General features: G+C 72.5%; 19 protein-coding genes. 12 read left to right on the forward strand and 7 right to left on the reverse strand.

All coding sequences use genetic code 11. The features are described 5' to 3' along the window. Positions 1–301: 301 nt before the first annotated feature. Positions 302–979 carry a response regulator transcription factor gene (locus FJ658_RS07120; RefSeq protein ID WP_141144663.1) on the reverse strand — a complete coding sequence of 226 codons (678 nt, stop codon included), beginning with the start codon at positions 977–979 and terminating at the stop codon, positions 302–304. Beyond that, positions 964–2376: a HAMP domain-containing sensor histidine kinase gene (locus FJ658_RS07125; protein ID WP_181408361.1), complete on the reverse strand. Its 1413-nt coding sequence runs from the start codon at positions 2374–2376 to the stop codon at positions 964–966. The genes FJ658_RS07120 and FJ658_RS07125 overlap by 16 nt, the downstream gene beginning before the upstream one ends. A 179-nt stretch (positions 2377–2555) precedes the next feature. Between FJ658_RS07125 and FJ658_RS07130 the strand changes: the two genes are divergently transcribed. Further along, on the forward strand, positions 2556–2798 hold the full coding sequence (locus FJ658_RS07130) for a DUF6458 family protein (RefSeq protein WP_141144665.1): 243 nt from the start codon (positions 2556–2558) through the stop codon (positions 2796–2798). Between the two features lie 37 nt (positions 2799–2835). On the opposite strand, the gene FJ658_RS07135 is transcribed toward FJ658_RS07130, so the two are convergent. Then, entirely contained in the window at positions 2836–3957 is a 1122-nt protein-coding gene (locus FJ658_RS07135; protein ID WP_141144666.1) for an NAD-dependent epimerase/dehydratase family protein, read from the reverse strand. Positions 3958–4083: 126 nt separating this feature from the next. Here FJ658_RS07135 and FJ658_RS07140 point away from each other — a divergent pair, with 126 nt between their 5' ends. Further along, the gene (locus FJ658_RS07140; protein WP_141144667.1) at positions 4084–4986 is read left to right on the forward strand and encodes a helix-turn-helix domain-containing protein; all 903 of its coding nucleotides are present in this window, start codon (positions 4084–4086) and stop codon (positions 4984–4986) included. Here FJ658_RS07140 and FJ658_RS07145 read toward each other — a convergent pair. Beyond that, positions 4983–5858 carry an NAD(P)-dependent oxidoreductase gene (locus tag FJ658_RS07145; RefSeq protein ID WP_219995730.1) on the reverse strand — a complete coding sequence of 292 codons (876 nt, stop codon included), beginning with the start codon at positions 5856–5858 and terminating at the stop codon, positions 4983–4985. The two genes, FJ658_RS07140 and FJ658_RS07145, sit on opposite strands and share 4 nt — an antisense overlap. Positions 5859–6117: 259 nt before the next feature. Between FJ658_RS07145 and FJ658_RS07150 the strand changes: the two genes are divergently transcribed. The 5 genes from FJ658_RS07150 to FJ658_RS07170 all read left to right on the forward strand — a co-directional run bounded on the left by FJ658_RS07150 (position 6118) and on the right by FJ658_RS07170 (position 11464). Continuing rightward, positions 6118–7146, forward strand: coding sequence for an NAD(P)-dependent alcohol dehydrogenase (locus FJ658_RS07150; protein WP_141144669.1), 1029 nt, complete (start codon positions 6118–6120; stop codon positions 7144–7146). A gap of 68 nt (positions 7147–7214) precedes the next feature. Next, positions 7215–7616 (forward strand): SRPBCC family protein, encoded by a 402-nt coding sequence (locus FJ658_RS07155; protein WP_141144670.1) that lies wholly within the window; start codon positions 7215–7217, stop codon positions 7614–7616. Between the two features lie 47 nt (positions 7617–7663). Beyond that, positions 7664–9112, forward strand: a complete 1449-nt coding sequence (glmU, locus tag FJ658_RS07160) for a bifunctional UDP-N-acetylglucosamine diphosphorylase/glucosamine-1-phosphate N-acetyltransferase GlmU (RefSeq protein ID WP_141144671.1) — start codon at positions 7664–7666, stop codon at positions 9110–9112. 17 nt (positions 9113–9129) lie between these two features. Then, positions 9130–10107, forward strand: coding sequence for a ribose-phosphate diphosphokinase (locus tag FJ658_RS07165; RefSeq protein WP_141144672.1), 978 nt, complete (start codon positions 9130–9132; stop codon positions 10105–10107). Positions 10108–10117: 10 nt separating this feature from the next. Next, the gene (locus FJ658_RS07170) at positions 10118–11464 is read left to right on the forward strand and encodes a hypothetical protein (protein WP_141144673.1); all 1347 of its coding nucleotides are present in this window, start codon (positions 10118–10120) and stop codon (positions 11462–11464) included. Positions 11465–11466: 2 nt separating this feature from the next. Here the strand turns inward: FJ658_RS07170 and FJ658_RS07175 are convergent, their stop codons facing one another. Beyond that, complete coding sequence (locus FJ658_RS07175) at positions 11467–11817, reverse strand: hypothetical protein (RefSeq protein ID WP_141144674.1); 351 nt, start codon at positions 11815–11817, stop codon at positions 11467–11469. Between the two features lie 45 nt (positions 11818–11862). Here FJ658_RS07175 and FJ658_RS07180 point away from each other — a divergent pair, with 45 nt between their 5' ends. Genes FJ658_RS07180 through FJ658_RS07190 form a run of 3 tightly spaced genes read left to right on the forward strand, consistent with a single transcriptional unit; the run spans position 11863 to position 15003 of the window. Further along, positions 11863–13290 carry a CoA transferase gene (locus FJ658_RS07180; RefSeq protein WP_141144675.1) on the forward strand — a complete coding sequence of 476 codons (1428 nt, stop codon included), beginning with the start codon at positions 11863–11865 and terminating at the stop codon, positions 13288–13290. A gap of 7 nt (positions 13291–13297) precedes the next feature. Next, on the forward strand, positions 13298–13834 hold the full coding sequence (locus FJ658_RS07185; protein ID WP_141144676.1) for a GNAT family N-acetyltransferase: 537 nt from the start codon (positions 13298–13300) through the stop codon (positions 13832–13834). Continuing rightward, positions 13831–15003 (forward strand): FAD-dependent oxidoreductase, encoded by a 1173-nt coding sequence (locus tag FJ658_RS07190; protein WP_141144677.1) that lies wholly within the window; start codon positions 13831–13833, stop codon positions 15001–15003. The genes FJ658_RS07185 and FJ658_RS07190 overlap by 4 nt, the downstream gene beginning before the upstream one ends. Before the next feature lie 87 nt (positions 15004–15090). Here FJ658_RS07190 and gndA read toward each other — a convergent pair whose 3' ends face one another. Beyond that, positions 15091–16548 carry an NADP-dependent phosphogluconate dehydrogenase gene (gene gndA / locus FJ658_RS07195; RefSeq protein WP_141144678.1) on the reverse strand — a complete coding sequence of 486 codons (1458 nt, stop codon included), beginning with the start codon at positions 16546–16548 and terminating at the stop codon, positions 15091–15093. A 123-nt stretch (positions 16549–16671) separates the two neighbouring features. Here gndA and FJ658_RS07200 point away from each other — a divergent pair, with 123 nt between their 5' ends. Next, positions 16672–17709, forward strand: a complete 1038-nt coding sequence (locus tag FJ658_RS07200) for a D-2-hydroxyacid dehydrogenase (protein ID WP_141144679.1) — start codon at positions 16672–16674, stop codon at positions 17707–17709. A gap of 160 nt (positions 17710–17869) precedes the next feature. Here FJ658_RS07200 and FJ658_RS07205 read toward each other — a convergent pair whose 3' ends face one another. Further along, the gene (locus tag FJ658_RS07205; protein WP_219995731.1) at positions 17870–20368 is read right to left on the reverse strand and encodes a LamG-like jellyroll fold domain-containing protein; all 2499 of its coding nucleotides are present in this window, start codon (positions 20366–20368) and stop codon (positions 17870–17872) included. Between the two features lie 436 nt (positions 20369–20804). On the opposite strand from FJ658_RS07205, the gene FJ658_RS07210 reads away from it, so the two are divergent. Then, positions 20805–21899: a hypothetical protein gene (locus tag FJ658_RS07210; RefSeq protein ID WP_141144681.1), complete on the forward strand. Its 1095-nt coding sequence runs from the start codon at positions 20805–20807 to the stop codon at positions 21897–21899. The last annotated feature ends 7 nt before the right edge of the window (positions 21900–21906 follow it).

Raw genomic sequence — 21906 nt, forward strand, 5'->3', positions numbered from 1 at the left:
CGGGAACGGCTCGTCAAACGGGAACGGGTCGTCTAACGGGAACGGGAACGGTTCGTCCAACGGGAACGGGAACGGCTCGTCGAACGGGAACGGCTCCTCGAACGGGAACGGTCCCTCGAACCGGACCGGCTCGTCTAACGGGAACGGGAACGGCTCCTCGAACAACGGCTGATCGTCGTGATCCCGAGGGGTCGAGATCGTCCTCGGGCCGTTCGGACCGAACGGCGGGACGGACGCGGGAACCGGGTGCTCGAACCCGAAAGGCTGCCGCGGTCGCTCTCATCCGCGGCGATCGAACGGGTCAGTCCGTCTCGCCGACCAGCCGGTAGCCGGCTCCGCGCACCGTGCTGATCCGCTCGGCCCCGATCTTCTTGCGCAGCGAGCGCACGTAGGCGTCGACGACGTTCGAGCCGGGGTCGAAGTCGATGCCCCACACGCGACTCAGCAGCTGCTCGCGGCTCAGCACCTGATCCGGATGCCGCAGGAACTCCTCCAGCAGAGCGAACTCCCGTCCCGAGAGATCGACCCGCGCGTCGCCGATCTGGGCGCGACGGGTGCGCAGATCGAGACGGACTCCGGCCACCGCGAGCTCCAGCCCCTCATCGCGCGTCGGCGTGCCGGCGGTGCGCAGGCGCGCGCGCACGCGCACCAGGAGCTCGTCGAAGCGGAACGGCTTCGTGATGTAGTCATCGGCTCCGCCGTCGAACCCCGCGATCGTGTCGAGCAGCGAGGCGCGCGCCGTGAGCATGATCACGGGCACCTGGCTTCCGCTGCCGCGCAGGTGACGCAGCACCTCGAATCCATTGATGCCGGGAAGCCCGACGTCGAGCAGAAGCAGGTCGACGTCGCCCGATTCGGCTCGCGCGAGGGCGGCGTGTCCGTCGGAGACGGTCTCGGCCGTGTGTCCCGCCGCCTGCAGGCCCTTGCTCACGAACGCGGCGATGCGCGCCTCGTCGTCGGCGATCAGGATGCGTGCCATGGGCGGTGTCCCTCGTCTCGGCCCCGGCGGGGGATGCGGATCTCGGCGCGGTTGCCGCGCGGTTCGACGTCGGACAGCGACGCCGAACCACCATGAGCCTGCGCGATCGCGGTCACGATCGCGAGTCCGAGGCCCGAGCCGGCGCTGTCGGCGCCGCGGCCCGCGCGGTCGAATCGCTCGAACGCCCGCGTCCTCAGCTCGCGCGGCACACCCGGACCCTCATCGTCGACGCGCACGAGGATGTCGTCGCCGCTGTCCGCGGTCGCCAGGGTGATGAGGGTGCCCGGGGGTGCGTACTTCGCTGCGTTCCTGGCAAGCTCGAGCCACGCCTGGGCCAGCCGTCGCGCATCGATCTGAGCCTGGCCTGTGGCGCCGAGCGAGCTGGCCCATCGGTGTTCGGCCGACAGGGCCGACGCGCGCGCGACGACCTCGACGCCGAACGCGTGCAGGTCGGTGCTGGCGGCATCGACGAAACCCGGAGCGTCGGACCGCGCGAGCGTGGTGAGGTCGCCGATCAGCAGCGACATGCGGTCGAGCTCGTCGATCGCGAGGTCGCGGGTCGACCGCACGTCCGCGTGGTCGGTCGGGTCCATCACCTCGAGGTGTCCCCGCACGATGGTGACCGGGGTGCGCAGCTCATGGCTCACGTCGTCGGCGAGCTGACGCTGCGCCGAGAAGGCGGAGCTCAGCCGGTCGAGCATCCTGTTGACCGTCGCCGCGAGTTCGCTCACGTCGTCGCGCCCGCGCACGGGAACCCGGTCGTCGAGGTCGTTCTCCGATGCCGTCTCCGCGATCTCGCGCAGCACTCGCAGCGGGCGCAGGAGGCGCCCCGCCACGAACCAGCCGACGATTCCGAGGGCGGTGAGCGCGATCGCGGCGACCGCGGCGAAGCTGCGTGCCGCGGCGGCGAGGTCCTCGAGTCGGGCGCCGACATCCGTTCCGATCACCCAGAGTCCGCCGCTCGGATCCGCGGCGACCCCGACCGGCACGATCCGATAGAGCACGTTGCGGCCATCGACGGTCGCGACGCCGCGCACGACCCGGTCGGTGCTGGCTTCGTCGCCGACCCGGGCGAGGAAGGCGGCATCCGTGTCGAGGCGGAAGGGCAGGTCGACGCCGGGGATGAGCACCGCGCCGGCATCGTCGACCGCGAACACCGAGCTCCCCGGCGCCGGCTGAACCTGCTGCAGGCCCTGTGTCAGCAGCTCGCGCACCGTGCTGGGCGCGGCCCCGCGTCGTCCGGCCGCGATGTCGGCGACGACGGCGATATCGGCGGACTGCTCGGAGTCGATGGCTCTCAGAACCGCTGCTCGCTGAACGAGCCCCGCGACCAGTCCGGCGGCGGCGATGCCGATCGCGGCGACGAGCAGCACGGAGACGAGGATGCGCACGCGCACCGAGAGCCGGAGCCGACTTTCGCGGCGTCCCCCTGTGCGTCGCATGTCGGTCAGTATGCGACGTGGCGGCGCGATCCGTCGACTCCGCTCGCGAGCATCACCTTGTGACCGGCTGAGATCGACGCCGTCGCGCGACGATCGCTCGTACCCTCAGTGGTCCCTACCGAGAGGAGATCACAATGATCGCCGGCGGAATCGTCTTGTTCGTCATCGGCGCGATCCTCGCGTTCGCCGTCTCTTTCGCCGTCCCCGGCGTCAGCCTGCCCATCATCGGCGCGATCCTCATGGTCGCGGGAGTGGTGCTCTTCATCATCGGCCTGGTCGCGACCCTGCGCGGTCGCGTCACCACCGAGCGACGCACGGTCGACCCCGACGGCGGCGTGCGCGTGCAGCAGCGCGTCACCGACGACGAGCCGCGCTGATGCGCCGAGGCTGAATCCCGACCTGCCCCGGCGCGGCTCAGCCGATCATCCCCTTCGCGACCAGGCTCTCGGCGGCGGCGAGCGCGGCCTCGCGTCCGGGGCGCGGCGTCACGCGGAGCAGGGTGCGCAGGCGCTCGTTCGAGATCTGCTTCGCGAAGCCGAGGTCGGCGGCCATCGAGCGCAGGTTCGGGTCTTTCAGCGCCATCGCCTTCACCACGAAGTCCGGCAGTCTGCGCGTCGGCACCTTCGCCGCCGCGTCGCCGAGGTTCTCGCGCAGCAGCGCACCCACGTCGGCGAGGGCGATCGCATCCTCGCCGGTCGCGACCAGGATGCGCTTGCCCGCCACGGCATCCGAGGGCGCCGACGCGGCGGACACGTGCGCCGCCGCGACATCGCGCACGTCGACGATCGGCACGTTCATGTTCGGGAACGCGGGCATGCCGCCCGTCAGCATGCGCTGGATGATGTGATTCGACCCCGAGACGCCGGTGCCGAGCACCGGACCCATCACGGCGACCGGCAGCAGGGTCACGAGCTCGAGCTCGCCGCCGTCGGCGCGGACCTGCTCGACGAACTCCCACGCCGCGCGCTCGGCGAGCACCTTGCTGCGACCGTAGGCATCCATCCCGCGGCCGTCGAGCGGCGACCAGTCGTCTTCGGTGAACACGTCGTGGTCGTGCGGCTGGCCGAAGCCGACCGCGTGGAAGGCGCCGGTCAGCACGACGCGACGCGCGCCCGCATCCCGGGCCGCACGCAGCACGCGCAGCGTGCCCTCGCGCGCCGGACGGATCACGTCGTCCTCGTCGGTCATGTTCTCGAGGTGCACGGGCGAGGCGACGTGGATGATCGTCGGCGCCCCGGCGACGGCCTCGGCCCAGCCGGCGTCGTCGAGCAGGTCGGCGGCGACGAAGCTCAGCCGCGCGCCGTCGGCGTCGCTCAGGCCGGCGGCGGCGAGCTCGGCGCGCACCTTCGGCTCGCTCGCGAGCGAGCGCACGGTCGCCCGCACGGTGCGTCCCGCGGCGAGCAGTTGCAGGATGACGTGCCCAGCGATGAAGCCCGAGCCGCCGGTGACGAGCACCGGTGCGGCAGGCGGCGAGTCGGAAGCGATGGATGCGCCGGTTGCGGCGGGCTCGATGGGTGCAGCGGATGCGGTGGTCATGGTGGTGGTCCTTCCTCGAAGTCGCTCCCATGCTCCGTCGGCCCCGCGAGCCCGGCCAGGTATCCCGCGACACTGGTAGCGGCAGGACCAGGGACGCGTGGCACGACCGCGACTACCGTGCTGGACATGCCCTCCGACACGCCGCGCCCCGCCACCGGCGCCGCGCATCCCGAGCCGAACCTGCTCGGCGAGTACCTGCGCGCCCGCCGCGAGCTCGTGACGCCCGAGCAGGTCGGCATCCCGGCGAGCGGCACCCGCCGCGTGCCGGGTCTGCGTCGCGAGGAGGTCGCGATGCTCTCGGGCATCAGCGCCGAGTACTACCTGCGGCTCGAGCAGGGGCGCGACCGGCATCCCTCGGCCCAGGTGCTGCAGGCGATCGCCCGCGTGCTGCTGCTCGACGACGACAGCTACCTGCTGAGCCTCGCCGCCGACCGCCCGCGCCGCACCCGGCGCGCGCCGCGTCGCGAGACCGTGCCGCCGAGCACGGCGCGCTTCGTGCAGTCGCTGCCGTTCCCCGCGTTCGTCGAGGGTCGTTACCTCGACGTGCTGGTCGCCAACCCCCTCGCCGCCGCCCTCTCGCCGAGCCTCGTCGTGGGCGGCAACCGCCTGCGCGACTTCTTCCTGAACCCTGCCGAGCGCGACCTGTTCCCGCACTGGGAGCGCGCCGGCCAGGGCCTCGTCGCCGGCTTCCGTGCCGCGGTCGGCAGCGACATCGACGACCCGCGCTTCATCGAGCTGGTCGGCGAGCTCTCGCTCGCCAGCCCGGAGTTCCGTCGGCTCTGGGCCCGGCACGACGTCGGCCCGCGCGCCGGCGCCGCAATGGTGTTCGAGCACCCGCAGCTCGGCGAGCTGCGCGTCGACCGCGAGAAGCTCGCCGTCGGCGAGGGCGGGCTGATGCTCGTCGTCTACCACCCCGAGCCGGGCACGGCGGCGGCCGAGAAGCTCGCGATGCTGGCGTCGAGCGTGCTGCCGACGGCTCCGGATGCGCGGTCCCGCCCGGCGGACGACGCGCGCCGCGCATCCCGCTAGCCGCTCCGCTCCTCGATCGCGCGCAGCACCGCGCTCATGTCGTCGCGTCCCGCGCCGAGCGCGACGGCCTCGGCGTAGAGCGCCGCGCTCGCGTCGAGCAGCGGCGTCGCGGCACCCGCCGCCCGCGCGGCGTCGGCGATCAGGCCCGTGTTGGTGAGCGCATCCCGCGCCGTCGCCTGCGCCGCGAAGTCGCGCGACACGAGCTTCGGCACCTTCACCCGCGTGACGGTGCTCGCGAGCTGCCCCGACTGCACGGCCGCGTCGAACACGTCCAGGTCGAGCCCGGCGCGCGCCGCGAGGTTGACGGCCTCGGCGAGCGCCGCGATCGACACGTCGAGATAGAGGTTCACCGCGAGCTTCATGAGCAGTCCGCCGCCGACCTCGCCGCAGTCGAGCAGCTCGCGGCACAGGGGAGCGAGCAGCTCGCGCGCGGCCGCACGGTCGTCGGGCGCGCCGCCGAGCAGCGCCACCAGCTCGCCCCGCTCGGCGGGTATGCGCGAGCCCGACACGGGCGCCGCGACGAAGCGACCCCCCGCGGCGGCCACGTCGGCGGCGAGACCGCGGGCGTAGTCGGGCGAGGTCGAGCCCGTCGAGACGATCAGGTGACCGGCCGCTCGGGCGGCGAAGGATGCGGTGCCGCGACCGAGTACCGCATCCGTCACCGCCTCGTCGACGAGCATGACGATCACGGTCGACGCGGCCGCGAAGACGCCGTCGACGTCGTCGGCCACGACCGCTCCGGCCGCGCGCAGCTCGTCGGTGGCTTCGGGGCTGCGATTCCAGACGACCAGATCGCGCCCGGCTCGCAGCAGGTTGTGCGCCATCGGGCGGCCCATCACGCCGAGTCCGATGAAGCCGATCGTCGTGGTCACGGTGCCTCCTCGTGCGGTGCGCCCGGTCCGCCCGGTGCGTCGATGACCGGATGCCCGCCCTCGGGATTCTGACGCGCGCCGCCCCGCGGCGCACGAGCCACCTCGCGGTCCGCGGACCGGGCCGGGCGCGCATCCACGGGTCCTGATCTCCTCGGCCGCAAGCGTAAGCGACGCCTGTACAACAGGAGTAGCCTCGTCCAGGACGCCCACCGGCGCCCGCACCCGACCCGGGCGGCGCGCCCGGAGGAAGAAGTCCGCCGTGAAGGCCCTGCAGTACCGCACCATCGGATCCCGCCCCGAGCTGGTCGAGATCGAGAAGCCCGTTCCCGGGCCGAGCGAGATCCTGCTGCGGGTCACCGCCGCCGGCGCCTGCCACTCCGACGAGTTCATCATGGGCACCTCGGCCGAGGACTACTACTTCAAGCCCCTGCCGCTCACCCTCGGCCACGAGGTCGCCGGCGTCGTCGAGCAGATCGGCGACGGCGTGCACGACGTCGAGGTCGGCGAGTCGGTGCTCGTCTACGGACCCTGGGGCTGCGGACGCTGCTACCAGTGCGCCCAGGGCCAGGAGAACAACTGCGAGAAGGGGATGCGCGCCCCCGGCATCTTCAGCGACGGCGGCATGGCCGAGTACATGATCGTCGACGACGCCCGCCACCTCGTGCCGTTGGGCGACCTCGACCCGGTGCAGAACGTCTCGCTGACGGATGCGGGCCTCACCCCCTACCGCGCCATCAAGTCGGCCCTGCCGCACCTCGTGCCCGGCACCACGGCCGTCGTCATCGGCTCGGGCGGACTCGGCCACGTCGCCATCCAGCTGCTCAAGGCCCTGAGCCAGTCGACCGTCGTCGTGCTCGACGTCGCCGAGGAGCGCCTCGACTTCGCGCGCGAGGTCGGCGCCGACCACGCCTTCCTCTCGACCCCGGATGCGATCGCCTCGGTCAAGGAGCTGACCGGCGGTCACGGCGCGGATGCCGTGTTCGACTTCGTCGGCATCCAGCCCACCGCCGACCTCGCCGCCGGCATGATCCGCACGGCCGGCCAGATCGTCGTCGTCGGCGTCGCGAAGGGCGCGGTGCCGATCGGCCAGACGACCGTGCCGCTCGACGTCAACGGCCGCGCGATCAACTGGGGATCGCGCACCGAGCTGATGGAGGTCGTCGAGCTGGCCAAGCGCGGCGCGATCTCGATCCACGTCGAGCAGTTCTCGCTCGAGAACGCGACCGAGGCCTACGACCGGCTGCACGCCGGCCAGGTGCGCGGGCGCGCGGTCATCGTGCCGGCCTGAGCCGTGCCGGCCTGAGCATCTGCGGCACGTTCGCCGTCGATGTCGGCGGCGGTCGGCAGGATGCCCGCATGAGCGAGACCTCCGACCGCCGCGTCAGCATCACCATCGACCGCCCCGCCGAGGAGGTGTCGGCGTTCGCGGGCGATCCGGCCAAGCTGCCGCGCTGGGCGTCGGGGCTCGCGACGGGCATCCGCCGTGAGGGCGATCAGTGGTTCGCCGACTCGCCCATGGGGGCGATCGAGGTGCGCTTCGTCTCCGACGAGCCCGGCGTGCTCGATCACGAGGTCGTCTTCCCCGACGGCACGGTGAATCACAACCCGATGCGCGTGCTCGCGGTCGGAGAGCACGGCGCTGCCAGCGAGGTCGTCTTCACGGTGCAGCGGCGCGACGGGATGACCGACGAGCAGTTCGACGAGGACTGCGCCACCGTGCTCGGCGACCTGCAGAAGCTGCGCGAGCTGCTGAGCTGAGCGGCCCCGGTGCCGGCCCGTCCGACGACTTCCGCCAGAATGGCCACATGAGCGATTCGCGCCTGGCCGTCGTCGTCCTCGCTGCCGGAGCCGGCACGCGCATGCGATCGAAGAAGGCGAAGGTGCTGCATCCGATCGCCGGCGTGCCCATGATCGGGCACGTGCTCGCCACCGCCCGCGAGCTCGACCCGGCGCACGTGCTGACCGTCGTGCGCCACCAGCGCGACGAGGTCGCCGCGGCGATCGCCGAGCTGAGCCCGGAGGCGATCGTCGTCGACCAGGACGACGTGCCCGGCACCGGCCGTGCCGTCGAGCAGGCCGTCGCCGCGCTGCCCGCCGACTTCGACGGCGACGTCGTCGTCATCTCCGGCGACGTGCCCCTGCTGGATGCGGCGACCCTCGCCGGTCTCGTCGCCGCCCACCGCGGTGCGCAGGCGCAGGCCACTCTGCTCAGCGCCGTGCTCGACGACGCCACCGGCTACGGCCGCATCGTGCGCGACGCCGACGGCGGCGTCGACCGCATCGTCGAGCACAAGGATGCGGCCGAGACCGAGCTCGCGATCGGCGAGATCAACTCCGGCAGCTACGTCTTCAGCGTCGCCGCCCTGCGCACACACCTGCCCGCCCTGACGACCGAGAACGCGGCGGGGGAGAAGTACCTGACCGAGGTCGTCGGACTGCTGCGCGCATCCGGATCGGCCGTCGCCGCCGTGCCGGTCAGCGAGCCCTGGATCGTCGGCGGCGTCAACGACCGCGCCCAGCTCTCGGAGCAGGCCCGCCGCCTCAACGCGATGATCGTGCGCGGCTGGCAGCTCGCCGGCGTCACGATCGTCGACCCGGCGACGACCTGGATCGACCTCGCCGTCACGATCGGCGAGGACACCGAGATCCTGCCCGGCAGCCGCCTCCTCGGCGCCACGACGATCGACCGGGATGCCGTGATCGGCCCCGACACGACCCTCGTCGACTGCGAGGTCGGCGAGGGCGCCTCGCTCGTGCGCACCGACGCCACCCTGGCCGTCTTCAAGGCCTACTCGACTGTCGGGCCGTTCTCGTACATCCGCGCGGGCACCGAGCTCGGCGGCGGCGGCAAGATCGGCGCCTACGTCGAGACGAAGAACGCCAAGATCGGCCGCGGCACCAAGGTGCCGCACCTCAGCTACGTGGGGGATGCCGAGGTCGGCGAGGAGTCGAACCTCGGCGCCGGCACGATCACCTCGAACTACGACGGCGTGAACAAGCACCGCACCGAGATCGGCCGGAACGTGAGGATCGCGTCGCATACCGTGCTCGTCGCGCCCGTTAGGATCGGTGACGGAGCGTACACGGGAGCCGGCGCCGTGGTCCGCAAGGACGTTCCTGCGGGATCGCTGGCGCTCACCGTCGCTCCGCAACGCAACATCGAGGGCTGGGTCGAGCAGAAGCGACCGGGCACCGCGTCGGCGCAGGCGGCCGCGGAGTCCCGCGCCGAGACGCCCACCGAGCCGAGCGCCTGAGGGCAGGAAGCGAGATCGTGGCCGCGATCAAGATCACCGGTGAGAAGAAGCTCGTCCTCGTCACGGGGCGTGCTCATCCGCAGCTCGCACACGACATCGCCGCCGAGCTCGGATCGGAGCTGGTCGAGACCGACTCGCGCACCTTCGCCAACGGCGAGATCTACTCCCGCTTCGAGGAGAGCGTGCGCGGTGCCGACATGTTCGTCATCCAGTCGCACACGAGCCCCATCAACGAGTGGCTCATGGAGCAGCTGATCATGGTGGATGCGGCCAAGCGCGCGAGCGCGAAGCGCATCACCGTCGTGGCCCCGTTCTATCCCTACTCGCGTCAGGACAAGAAGGGCCGCGGCCGCGAGCCGATCTCGGCCCGCCTGGTCGCCGACCTGTTCAAGGCCGCCGGCGCCGACCGCATCATGAGCGTCGACCTGCACGCCGCGCAGATCCAGGGCTTCTTCGACGGCCCCGTCGACCACCTGTTCGCCATGCCGGTGCTGCTCGAGCACTTCCAGGCCAAGCTCGACCCGTCGACGCTGACGGTCGTCAGCCCCGACATGGGCCGCGTGCGCGTCGCCGACATCTGGAGCGACAAGCTCGGCGCCCCGCTCGCGATCATCCACAAGCGCCGCGACCCGAAGGTCGCGAACCAGGTGACCGTGCATGAGATCGTCGGCCAGGTCGAGGGGCGCGTGTGCCTGCTCGTCGACGACCTCATCGACACCGGCCGCACGATCGTCAAGGCCGCCGAGGCGCTCAAGGCGCAGGGCGCGATCGGCGTCGTCGTCGCCGCGACCCACGCCGTGTTCAGCGATCCGGCCGTCGAGATCCTGCAGAGCGACTTCATCGACTCGGTCGTCGTCACCGACACGCTGCCGGTGCCGGAGTCGAAGCGCTGGGACCGCCTCGAGATCCTGCCGATCGCGCCGCTGATCGCCCGCGCCATCCACGAGGTCTTCGACGACGGCTCGGTCACGAGCATGTTCGACGGCGCCGCCTGAGCGCTCGCCCGTGAGCGGGGCGCGCTTCGCCGAGGTCGAGCCTCGACCCGCGCGGCTCGTCGCGCTGACGATCGCCGACGTCGGCCTGGCGCTGATGTACGGCACCCTGATCGGCCTGCTCGCGGTCATCGCGGCCGCGCTGCTCGTCACCGAGGTGATGACCGGCGACCCGGCACGTGTCGGCGACGCCATCGCCCGCCTCGGGGTCGGACTCACGCTCCCGGCGTTCGCGGCCGGACTGCTGCTGCGCTTCCTCGCCGGCCCGGTCGCCGGCGTGCTGCTCGCCCGTGACGAGCTGCGCAGGCTGGATGCCCGTCCCGAGCTGATCGCCCCGCGCCGCCAGCGCGCGCTCGTCGCCGGGCAGAAGCCCTTCGACGGACTCCGGGGCTTGCTGCGCGTGCTCGCGGCGCTGTGCGGCGTCATGCTCTTCGTGACGGCGATCGTCTTCCTCATGGACCCCGACGACGACCCCGAGATCATCGGGATCGTGCTGCTCGTGATGGCCGCCGGGCTCGCGGTGTGCATCCTGGGGCTGCGGGCGTTCCGCGGCGGCGGACCCGCGTGGTGGCGCCGGCTGCGTGATCGGGTCCAGTCGCGCCGCGGGCGCGATCGCGTGGATGCGGCGGAGGCGGCGGAGGCGGCAGAGCGCGCCGATCGCGAGCGCGTCGCGGGAGCGCCGATGCGTCTCGAGGCCGGCCGCCCCGGGCACTGGCTGACGCTCGCCGTCGTGCGCGGCGGCCGGATCGCGCTGCGCACCTTCCTGATCAGCGGCGGCATCCTCATGGCGGCCGTGTTCATCCGGCAGCCGTGCCGAACCTGCTCGACGCGCTACTGGTCGACACCGGTCGAGACGTTCATCGACGTGCTCGTGCTGATCGCGACGGCCGTGGCGATCATCGGCGCGATCCTCGAGCTCGGGGTGCTCGTTCTCTGGATCGTGCGGCGCCGGCTGCGTCGCGGCGAGCTGGCGCAGCTCGCTCGCCTGACCGGCGTGAGTCTGCGGCCGTCGGAGATCTCCGACGAGCTGTCGCAGCATCCCACCGCCGTGCTGCTCGGGATGGGCGGGGTCGCGGCCGCGCTGATCGCCGCGCTCATGCTGGTGCCCGCCGTGGTCGAGATGGAGCGCACCGACGTGGCGGAGCTGGCGGCGCTGCATCCCGCGGGCGTGATCGCGCTGGTGGCGAGCGGCGTCGTCGCTCTCGTCAGCACGATCGCGATCGGCGTCGGGCACGTGGCCGGGGTGCGATTCCGCAACGGGCTGCGCGCGCGGTGGACGCCGGGCGACCCGATGCCGCCGAGACCGGCGACGGCCTCGCGGTCGTCTCGCCAGCGCAGTCCGAAGCCGACGACCCGGTGACGTCAGCGCGTGCGCGCCTCGGGGATCAGACCGAGCGAGGCGAACAGGCGCTCCTGCCGGTCGAACCCGACGCTGTAGCAGTACCAGCCGGGTCCGTCGTCGCCGAGCTCGAAGCGCACCGTGCCGTCGTATCCCGGGGCGGATGCGGCCACGATCGCCGAGCAGGTGAAGGCCGCCGAGCGCGCCTGCGTCTGCAGCGTCACGAGCATCCCCGGGATGACGAGCGCGAACACGCCCACCACGACGACGATGCGCATGATGCGCACGGTCATCGGGTGTCGCAGCGGCCGGTCGTGGGGAACGTACTCGGCCAGCTCCGGGTGGAACTCGTCGTCGCTCGGCACGCGGACCATCGTGCCACGCGATCGCTGCGCCGGTGCCGGGAGTACGGTCACGACATGGATGCGATCCGCGAGCTGGGGCTGTCGGTCGCGCCGGCGACCGTGGTCGGCGAGCGCGGACTCGCGTCGGCGTATCCGGTCTCCGACCTGGCGTCCGCGGCGGTCGGCGCCGCGGGCTCGGCCGTCGCCGGGCTGCTCGTCGCCCTCGGGCACGCCGAGCCGGCCGCGCGCGTGCGGCGCGAGCTGGCCGAGGCGTGGTTCCGCAGTCCGCTCGACCCCGTCGGCTGGGCGCCGCCGCCCGCCTGGGATGCGCTGGCCGGCGACTACCGCGCCCGTGACGGCTGGGTGCGCCTGCACACCAATGCGCCGCACCACCGCCGGGCGGCGCTGCGGGCGCTGGGGCTGGACGCGTCTGCGGAGCGAGAAGTCGTGGAGGCCGCCGTCGCCGCACTCGACGCCGACGAGGTCGAGCAGCGCGTGGTCGAGGCCGGGGGAGCGGCGGCCGCGCTGCGGTCCGCTGCGGCGTGGGCCGCGCATCCCCAGGGCCGCGCGGTGGCCGACGAGCCGCTCGTCGCCCGCGTCGCGGCGCCCGCCGGCGAACCCCGACCGGCGTCCGCCTCGACCTGGCGCCCCGCCGCGGGCCGTCCGCTCGCCGGCCTGCGGGTGCTCGACCTGACCCGCGTGCTCGCAGGACCCACCGCGACGCAGCTGCTCGCCGGACTCGGCGCCGAGGTGCTGCGCGTCGACCCGCCCGACTGGGACGAGCCGGGCGTGCTGCCGATCGTGATGTCGGGCAAGCGCGCGGCGCGCCTCGATGCGCGCACCCCGGCGGGCTCCGCGCGACTCGTCGAGCTGCTGGCGGGTGCGGACGTGCTCGTGCACGGACTGCGACCCGGGGCGCTCGAGGGGCTCGGCCTGGACCTGGCAACCCGGCACCGAATCCGCCCGGGCATCGTCGAGGTCGCGCTCGACGCCTACGGCTTCACCGGTCCGTGGGCCGGCCGCCGCGGCTTCGACAGCCTCGTGCAGATGTCGTCGGGCATCGCCGACACCGGGATGCGGGCCGCCGGCGCCGCGCCCGACGAGACCGACCCGGACGCGCATCCCGCGCCGCTGCCCGTGCAGGCGCTCGACTTCGCGACCGGGTACCTCGTGGCCGCGGCGGCGCTCGCCGGGCTCGCGGAGCGGCTGCGGGAGGGCGGGCCGGACGGCTCCGGCGCCGGCTCGATCCGGCGGCTCTCGCTCGCCCGCACCGCCGTCGAGCTCGAGCGGATGCGCGCGGCGAGCGCGACCGCCGACAACGCATCCCCGGCGGCGGTGACGCAGGCGCCGATCCTCGACCCGATCCCCGATCCGACCCTCGTCGCCACCGCCTGGGGGCCCGCCCGACGGCTCGCTCCGCCGCTCGAGATCGACGGCGTCGAGTTCGACTGGCCGGTGGAGGCCGGTCCGCTCGGCAGACACCCCGCGGAATGGGCAGACTGAGGGGAGCATGTCGACCACCCCGCACTCCACCAGCTCCGTTCCACAGCATCCCGCGCTCGCCCCCGGCGACGAGCTCGTGCACACGACCCCCGACGACCCGCGCGCGAAGCCCGTGCTCGACGACCTCGTGCGCGAATACGACGAGCGCTACCGCGACCTGTTCCCCGGCTCGGCCGCCGACGAGGTCTACCGCTACCCGGTCGAGCACTTCAGCGCTCCCGAGGGCACCTTCCTGCTGCTCCTGCGCGACGGCGAGGCGATCAGCGCGGGCGCGTTCATGCGCCTCGACCCGTCCACGATCGAGCTCAAGCGCATCTGGACCCGCTCCGACCACCGTGGCGAGGGCCTCGCCCGCGTGATCGTCGCCGAGCTCGAGGCCGAGGCGGCCCGCCGCGGCGCCGAGCGCATCGTGCTGAGCACCGGCCCCCGCCAGCCCGAGGCCGTGCGCCTCTATCTGCGCCTCGGCTACACGCCGCAGTTCGACGTGGATGCGGACCCGGCGACCGTCGGCATCCACTGCTTCGAGAAGGCGGTCACAGCATGAGCGACGCGACCAGCGCGCCCCGCGGTCGCGGCCGCGTCAGCGACGTCGATGTCGTCGTGATCGGCGCCGGCGCGATGGGCTCGGCGACCGCCTGGCACCTCGCCCGCGCGGGCCGTTCGGTGATCGTGCTCGAGCAACATTCGGCGGGCCACCATCTCGGCGCCTCGCATGGCTCCACGCGCAACCTCAGCGCCGCGTACCCGACCGACACCTACCAGGACCTGCTCACCGAGACGCGCGCCCTCTGGCGCGAGCTCGAGGCCGAGTCGGGAACCACGCTGATCGACGGGGTCGGCGTGGTGCAGCATGGCGGCGAGCTCGCCGAGCTGCAGCAGCTGCGCGAGGTGCACGAGCGCCGCGGCGTGCGCAGCGAGCTGATCAGCGCCGGCGAGGCGCGCGCGCGCTGGCGCGGACTCCGCTTCGAGACGTCCGTGCTGCACACGCTCGACGCCGGGCGCGTGCGCGCCGCCGACGCCCTGCGCGTGCTGCGCGAGCGGGCCGAGGCGCACGGTGCGGAGTTCCGCTACGCGACGCCGGTGCGCGGGCTCGTCGACGGCGCGGCCGGCCCGATCGTCACGACCGACGCCGAGGAGCTGCGCCCTGCTCAGGTCGTGCTGACCGCCGGCGCCTGGACGACCGACCTCGCCCCGGCATCCCTCGCCGCCGCGCTGCCGCCGCTGCGCGTCACGCAGGAGCAGCCCGCGCACTTCGCCGCGCGCGCCGCGTCCGGCGCCGTAGCTGACGGCTCGGACTTCGTCTGGCCGGGCTTCATGCAGCGCCCCGAGCCCGGCGAGCGCGACGCGTGGATGCTCAGCCCCACCTACGGCATGCTGACGCCCGGCGAGGGCGTCAAGGTGGGCTGGCACGGCGTGGGCGCCGAGGTGCACCCCGACCGCCGCGACTTCGCCGCCGAGCCGGTTCAGATGGATGCGCTGCGCCGCTACGTGCGCGAGTGGATCCCCGGCGCCGACCCCGACCACTTCGTGCCGATCAGCTGCACCTACACGACGACGCCCACCGAGGACTTCGTGCTCGACCGCCGCGGCGCCGTCACGGTGGGCGCCGGATTCTCGGGCCACGGCTTCAAGTTCACCCCGGTGATCGGGCGGATCCTCGCCGACGTGACCCGCGGCATCCCGGCGCCCGAGGTGTTCCGCCTGCCGGCCTGACCCCTGCGGCGTCAGGCCGATCCTCATGCGAAAGGCCGCGGCATCCCGGAGGATGCCGCGGCCTTCACCGCACGGGCGCGAGCGCGATCAGTGCGCGTCGGTCGCCTCGATCTCGGTGCGGTCGCCCGACCACAGCGTGTGGAAGGTGCCCTGCTTGTCGACGCGCTTGTAGGTGTGCGCGCCGAAGAAGTCGCGCTGACCCTGCACGAGCGCGGCGGGCAGGCGCTCGGCGCGCAGACCGTCGTAGTAGGCGAGCGACGACGAGAACGCCGGAGCCGGGATGCCCGACTGCGTCGCCGCGACGACGACGCGACGCCAGGCCTCCTGGCCCTCGACCAGCACGTCGCGGAAGAACGGCGCGGTCAGCAGCGCGACCAGCTCGGGGTTCTCGGCGTAGGCGTCGGTGATGCGGTTGAGGAAGCGGGCGCGGATGATGCAGCCTCCGCGCCAGATCTTCGCGATCTCGCCCTTCTGGATGTTCCAGCCGTACTCCTCGGCGCCGGCGACGATCTCGTCGAAGCCCTGCGAGTAGGCGACGATCTTCGAGGCGTAGAGCGCGCGGCGCACGTCCTCGACGAAGGCGTCCGCGTCCTCGGGGGCGACGGCCCACGCGGTCGACGGGCCGGGCAGGTCGGCGGCGGCGGCGCGCTGCGCCGGCTTCGACGACAGCGATCGGGCGAACACGGCCTCGGCGATGCCCGACACGGGGATGCCCAGGTCGAGCGCGCTCTTGACGGTCCACGCGCCGGTGCCCTTGGCTCCGGCCTGGTCGAGGATGACATCCACCAGGGGCTTGCCGGTCTCGGCGTCGTTCTGACGCAGCACCTCGGCGGTGATCTCGATGAGGTACGACTCGAGGTCGCCCTTATTCCACTCGGTGAAGATGTCGGCGATCTCGGTGGGGGTCTTGCCGGTGCCGCGGCGGATGAGGTCATAGGCCTCGGCGATGAGCTGCATGTCGGCGTACTCGATGCCGTTGTGGATCATCTTGACGAAGTGGCCGGCGCCGTCGTGGCCGACGTGCGTGACGCAGGGCTCGCCCTCGGCGACCGCGGCGATCGACGTGAGGATCGGGCCGAGGGTGACCCACGACTCGTCCGAGCCGCCGGGCATGATCGAGGGGCCGTTGAGCGCGCCCTCCTCGCCGCCCGAGATGCCCGCGCCGACGAAGTTGATGCCGGTCTCGCGCACGGCCTTCTCGCGGCGGATCGTGTCGGTGAAGAGCGCGTTGCCGCCGTCGACGATGATGTCGCCCGGCTCGAAGACCTTCGTCAGCTCGTCGATGACGGCGTCGGTGCCCTTGCCCGCCTGCACCATGATGATCGCGGTGCGCGGGGTGGTGAGGCTGTCGGCGAGCTCCTGGTAGTCCTTGGCGGCGATGAGGCCGGCCTCGGGGTGCTCGGTGATCAGGGTCTCGGTCTTCGACCAGCTGCGGTTGAACACGGCGACCGTGTTGCCCTCGCGGCTGGCGAGGTTGCGGGCCAGGTTCGATCCCATCACCGCGAGTCCGACGACGGCGATGTTGGCCTGAGGGCTGTCCGACACGTGCTTCTCCTGTATGTCATCGAGGGGGATGCGCCCAGGCTATCGCTCCCGGCATCCCACCCGCCGCGGGGTGCCGCCCTACGACTCGACCGCGCGTCCGCCCGCGCCTGGCAGGATCGAGAGGTGACCCAGAGCCTCCGCGTCGTCATCGCCACCCCGCTCAGCGACGAGAACGTCGCCCTGCTCCGCCGCCTCGAGCCGCGACTGGATGTGCGCCACGAGCCCGAGCTGATGGCGCCGGCGACCGCCGACTGGATGGTGCGCCTCGACCGCGATCCGGCGCTGCAGTCGCGCTACGAGGAGTACCTCGACGGCGGCGAGGCGTTCTTCGGCGTGCCCGACCAGTCGGGCACGGCGCTGCGCGCGGCGATCGAGCGCAACCCCGAGTTGCGCTGGGTGCACACGATCCCGGCCGGCGGCGGAGCCCAGGTGAAGGCCGCGAAGCTCGACGACGCGGCGCTCGAGCGGGTCGCGTTCACGACCTCGGCCGGCGTGCACGCGCAGCCGCTCGCCGAGTTCGCGCTGTTCGGCGTGCTCGCCGGAACCAAGCAGCTCGGCCGCCTGCGCGTCGCGCAGATCCGCCACGAGTGGGCCGGGCGTCAGCCCATGGGCCTCAACGCCGAGACCCGCGTCGCCGTGGTCGGCCTCGGCGCGATCGGACGCCGCACCGCCGAGCTGCTCAGCGGCCTCGGCATGACCGTGATCGGCGTGCACCGCCGCGAGGTCGACGCGCCCGGCGTCAGCCGCATCGAGCCGGTCGAGAACCTCGGCGCGGTGCTCGGCGAGGTGGATGCGGTGGTGCTCGCCCTGCCCGGAACCGAGCAGACCGCGGGCATGCTCAGCCGCTCCGCGCTCGAGGCGGCGAAGCCGGGGATCACCGTGGTCAACGTGGGTCGCGGCACCACGGTCGACGAGCCGGCGCTGATCGAGCTGCTGCAGTCGGGGCACGTGGGGTCGGCGGTGCTCGACGTGACCGCGACCGAGCCGCTGCCCGCATCCAGCCCGCTGTGGGATCTGCCGAACGTCGTGATCGCCCCGCACACGGCCGCGATCAGCGAGCACGAGCCCCGCCTGATCACCGAGCTCTTCGCCGAGAACGCGCGCCGCCTGCTCGACGGCGAGCCGCAGCTCAACGTCGTCAACACGCACGAGTTCTACTGAGCTGTCTTCGCAGGATCGCGCGGCGATCTTGAGAGCGCCGCGCGATATTTCGCGGCGAAGCCAGGATCGCCGCGCGATCCTGTCGACGCCGACGGCGAAGCGGGGCCGCAGCCTCTCGGCCACGACCCCGCTTGTCAGCGCCGCAAAGGCGCAGCCCCGCTCAGCCTCCCGTGCTGAACAGCTGCGTCACCTCGTCGGCCGAGAGCGCGCGGTCGAAGACCCGCACCCCGTCGACCGCGCCGTCGAGGTAGTCGACGGGCTTGCCGTCGTACTTGCCGCGTCCGACCTGCAGCCCGCCGGTGGCGGTCTCGCTGTTGCCGAGCACCGACACCGAGCCGGCCGCGGCGCCGTCGACGTAGATCGTCAGCTTCGACGCAGTGATGTCGCGCACGCCGACCAGGTGGTACCAGCGGCCCGGCTCGACGGTCACGCCGGTCGCCAGGGCGCGAGCCCCCGCGAACGAGAACGCGAGCTTCTTGTCAGCACCGGAGTACTGCAGGAAGAACGAGCTCTGCGTGGCGCCGTCTTCGCTCACGACGGTCTGGAACGCATCCCCGACCTGGTCGAACTTGACCCACGCGCCCACCGAGTAGTTGCGGTCGCTGGTCTTGAGCACGGTCTTCGCCGAGTCGGCCCACTGGGTCGATCCGTCGAGCTGCAGCGCGGTGCCTTCGGCCCCGTCGCGCGCCGGCACCCGGGCGGGCTCGCCGTGCAGTGTGAGCGGGTTCTTGCCCACCGCGTCGGCGGCCGTCGTGCCCGTGGCCTCGTCGAAGCCCCACGCGCCGACGCCGGCGAGTCCGGGGGTGCCGGTCGGGGGAGCCGGCGGGGTCTTGTCGCCCGCCGCGATCACCGCGAGGTTGATGGCGCGCACCCGGGCCTCGTTCACCTTCTCGACCTTGCGGTCGTAGGTGAAGAAGCCGTTCTGCTCGCCCTCGACATCCGTGATCTGGGTGTAGACGGCGCCCGAGAGCCCATACGGAGCACCCTGGTCGCGCAGCACGGCCGTGTTGGCGACGTACTTGTCGTTGAGCTCCTTCTTGTCCTTGACCGAGCCGTAGGGGTTGATCGGCGCGCCGGGCCAGGTGTGGCCCTCGACGGTCAGCGTGAGACCGCCGTGCTCGCCGTCGATGGATGCGCGCGTCGCGTCGGGCGCGGGCAGAGCGGGTCCCTGGTACTGGTGCCAGTCGATGATGTCGCCCGTGCCCGGATCACCGGGGGTGTCGCAGCAGTTCGCGCCCGAGCGGTCGTTGACCAGTCGCGACGGGTCCTGCGCCTTCACCTGCGCGCCGACCTCCGAGGCGGCCTGCACACTCCATTGTCCCCAGCCCTCGTTGAAGGGGATCCAGCCGATGATCGAGGTGACGTTCTTCAGCTGATTCACCATCGCGGCGGTCTCGGCGCGGAAGTTGGCCTTGTCGCCGTCGCTGAGGTTGCCGTTGCGACCCGTGGGCAGCGCGGGCGAGTCCTGCCAGACCATGAGTCCGAGCTTGTCGGCCCAGTAGTACCAGCGGGCCGGCTCGACCTTGATGTGCTTGCGGATCGTGTTGAAGCCGAGGTCCTTGGTCTTCTGGATGTCGAACTTCAGCGCGTCGTCGGTCGGCGCCGTGTAGATGCCGTCGGGCCAGTAGCCCTGGTCGAGCGTCGACAGCAGGAACGTGGCCTTGTGGTTCAGCGTGATGCGCTGCTTGCCGTTGACGTTCTCGACCGCGATCTCACGGAGTCCCGCGTAGCTCTCGACCTTGTCGCTCTTGCCGTTCACGGTCAGCTTGGCCTGGAACGTGTAGAGGAACGGGTCGTCGGGCGACCAGAGTCGCGCGTTCGGGATCGACACGGTCATGGGCCCGCCGGCGGCGCCGGTCGCGCTGGCGACCTTCTTGCCGTCAGCGAGCACATCCACCTTGAGGCTGCCGCCGGCGACGTCGCCGGAGAAGCCTGCCGAGATCGCGAACGACGAGGTGTCGACGTCGGGGGTGGCGGTGAAGCTGGCGATGCTCGCCGGCTGCACCGACTCCATCCACACGGTCTGCCAGATGCCCGAGGCGGCGGTGTAGAAGATGCCGCTCGGGTCGAGGCGCTGCTTTCCGATGGGGATGTTCGCCGCGTCCACGGGGGAGTGCACCGCCACGACGATCTCCTGCGGTCCGCTCTTCTTGAGCGCGCTGGTCACGTCGATCGTGAAGGCGTCGTAGCCGCCGAGGTGACGGCCGACCTGCTTGCCGTTCACGTAGACGGTGGCGTCGTAGTTCACCGCGCCGAAGTTGATGTTGACGTGCTTGCCGCCCTTCGTGAAGTCGGCGGGAACGTCGACCGTGCGGCGGTAGAACATGAACTCGCTGTGCTTCTGCACGCCCGAGAGCGACGACTCGGTCGGATAGGGCACGAGGATCTGCCCGGCGAGGTCCTTGCCGATCGGCGGGGCGCTCCAGCCGTCGGTTCCGGCGTACTGCCACAGCCCGTTGAGGTTGACCCACTCGGGGTTCGCGGCCGTGGGGCGTGCGAGCTGCGGGCGCGGGTAGTCGGGCAGGGCGTTGTCGGGGCCGACATCGGCGGTCCAGGGCGTGCTGAGCGGCGGGGTGATGCCGCTCCAGGTCTTGGTCGGCGCCGCGTCGGCGGCGATGGCCGGCAGGCCGATCAGTCCGACGGCGAGTCCGGCGGTCACGAGCGCGCCGAGCGCCCGCTTTCCGGCTCGGCCCGCTCCCGGTGCCGGCCTGAGCCGGGCCGTGTCGGTCGGATGGGGTGCAGTACGTCTCACGGGCGTCTCCCTCGTCGTGACCTGCGCTCGTCGTCGAGCGCAGTGCGGCGACGGGGCGGCGACGGGGGTCGGGATGCGCGGCCGGTGATGCCGCGGGGGATCGACTCTCGTGCGGTCTCGCCCTCGACACCGCGCGATCATCGTTTCAAAAACATGTCCGAAAGTCCATGGCGACTTTGCGACGCGGCAATCGGGTCTGATCGGCGGGCGTCCCGGTGGGCGTCTCGGCGGGCGTCCCGGTGGGCGTCTCGGCGGTCGGCGCGGTGCGTCTCGCGGAATCCCGTTCTCCACATCGTGGCAGATCTGACCCCCGAACGGGGTGCATCCCCGCTACCGTGACCGCATGGCCCGACTCGTCTCGCTGATCGTCGCCGTGGTCGCCTCGCTCGCGGGCGGCCTGCTCGTGCTGAGCCAGGGCGGCGTGCTCTATCGCCTCTATTCGCTGAACTTCGGCCGCGTCGGGCTGGAGAACCCCGATACCGTCGTGCCGGTCGCCATCGCCATGGGCCTGCTGATCGTCGGTGCGCTGCTGGTCGTCGTCGCCTCGGCGACGGCCGGGTGGTCATCGCTCGGCGTGCTCGTCGTCGGAGCCGTGCAGGTGATCGTGGGCGCGCTCGGCACCCTGCTGCCGCCGACGCTGAGCGCACGCTCGGATGCGGGATCCGCCAGTCCGGTCTACACGGGCCTGCGTGAGCTCTACCGTGTGCTGCCCGACCTGACGAACGGCCTCTATCTCGTGCTGCCGAGCGGCGTCGTGCTCGCGATCGGCCTCGCCAACGTGCTGCTCGGCATCCTCGCGGCGGCGCGTCGCCGCGGACAGGTCGCGTCGCGCGCGGCCGCGCGCGTCGTCTCGCTGCTGGTCGGCCTGGTGGTCGCTGTTCCCGCCGTCGCGATGATCGCCGTCGGCGGCTTCCTCAACTACCGCTACCTGATCACCGCACTGCGCGGGGTCGATCCGGTCGGTCTCGCGCTGCTGGGCGCGGGCGTCGTGCTCCTGCTCGTCGTGGTGTTCGCGGCGCGCTGGTCGTCGATGGCCGCGATCGTCGGCGGACTGCTCGTGCTCGGCGGCGGCCTCGCCACCCTTTTCGTGCCGCGCGCCGCGCTCGCCGTGGTGAATCGCGCCGGCATCGGTCCCGACGTCATCCAGGGCATCACGGTGCTGGGCACCGTCGGCGGCTTCGCTCTCCTCGGGGCGACGCTTCTCGGCGCAGGGATCGGGGCGCGCATCGCGGGGCGCGTCGGCGCCCGACGCAGCAACTGGGTCGCGCCGCATCCCGGGGCCGAGGGCGACGAGCCGGGCCGCCCGTGGGTCACGCCGGGCTACACCCCGGTCGACGGGGGTGGCGCCGCCGACGGTGTCGACCGCACCTCGCCGACCGTCGTGCTCCCCAGCGATCCGCCGACGAGTCCGGGGTATCAGGCACCCGGTTCGCGGTAGACGCCGC

Source organism: Schumannella sp. 10F1B-5-1 (genome assembly GCF_006517535.1).
Lineage (GTDB): Bacteria > Actinomycetota > Actinomycetes > Actinomycetales > Microbacteriaceae > Schumannella.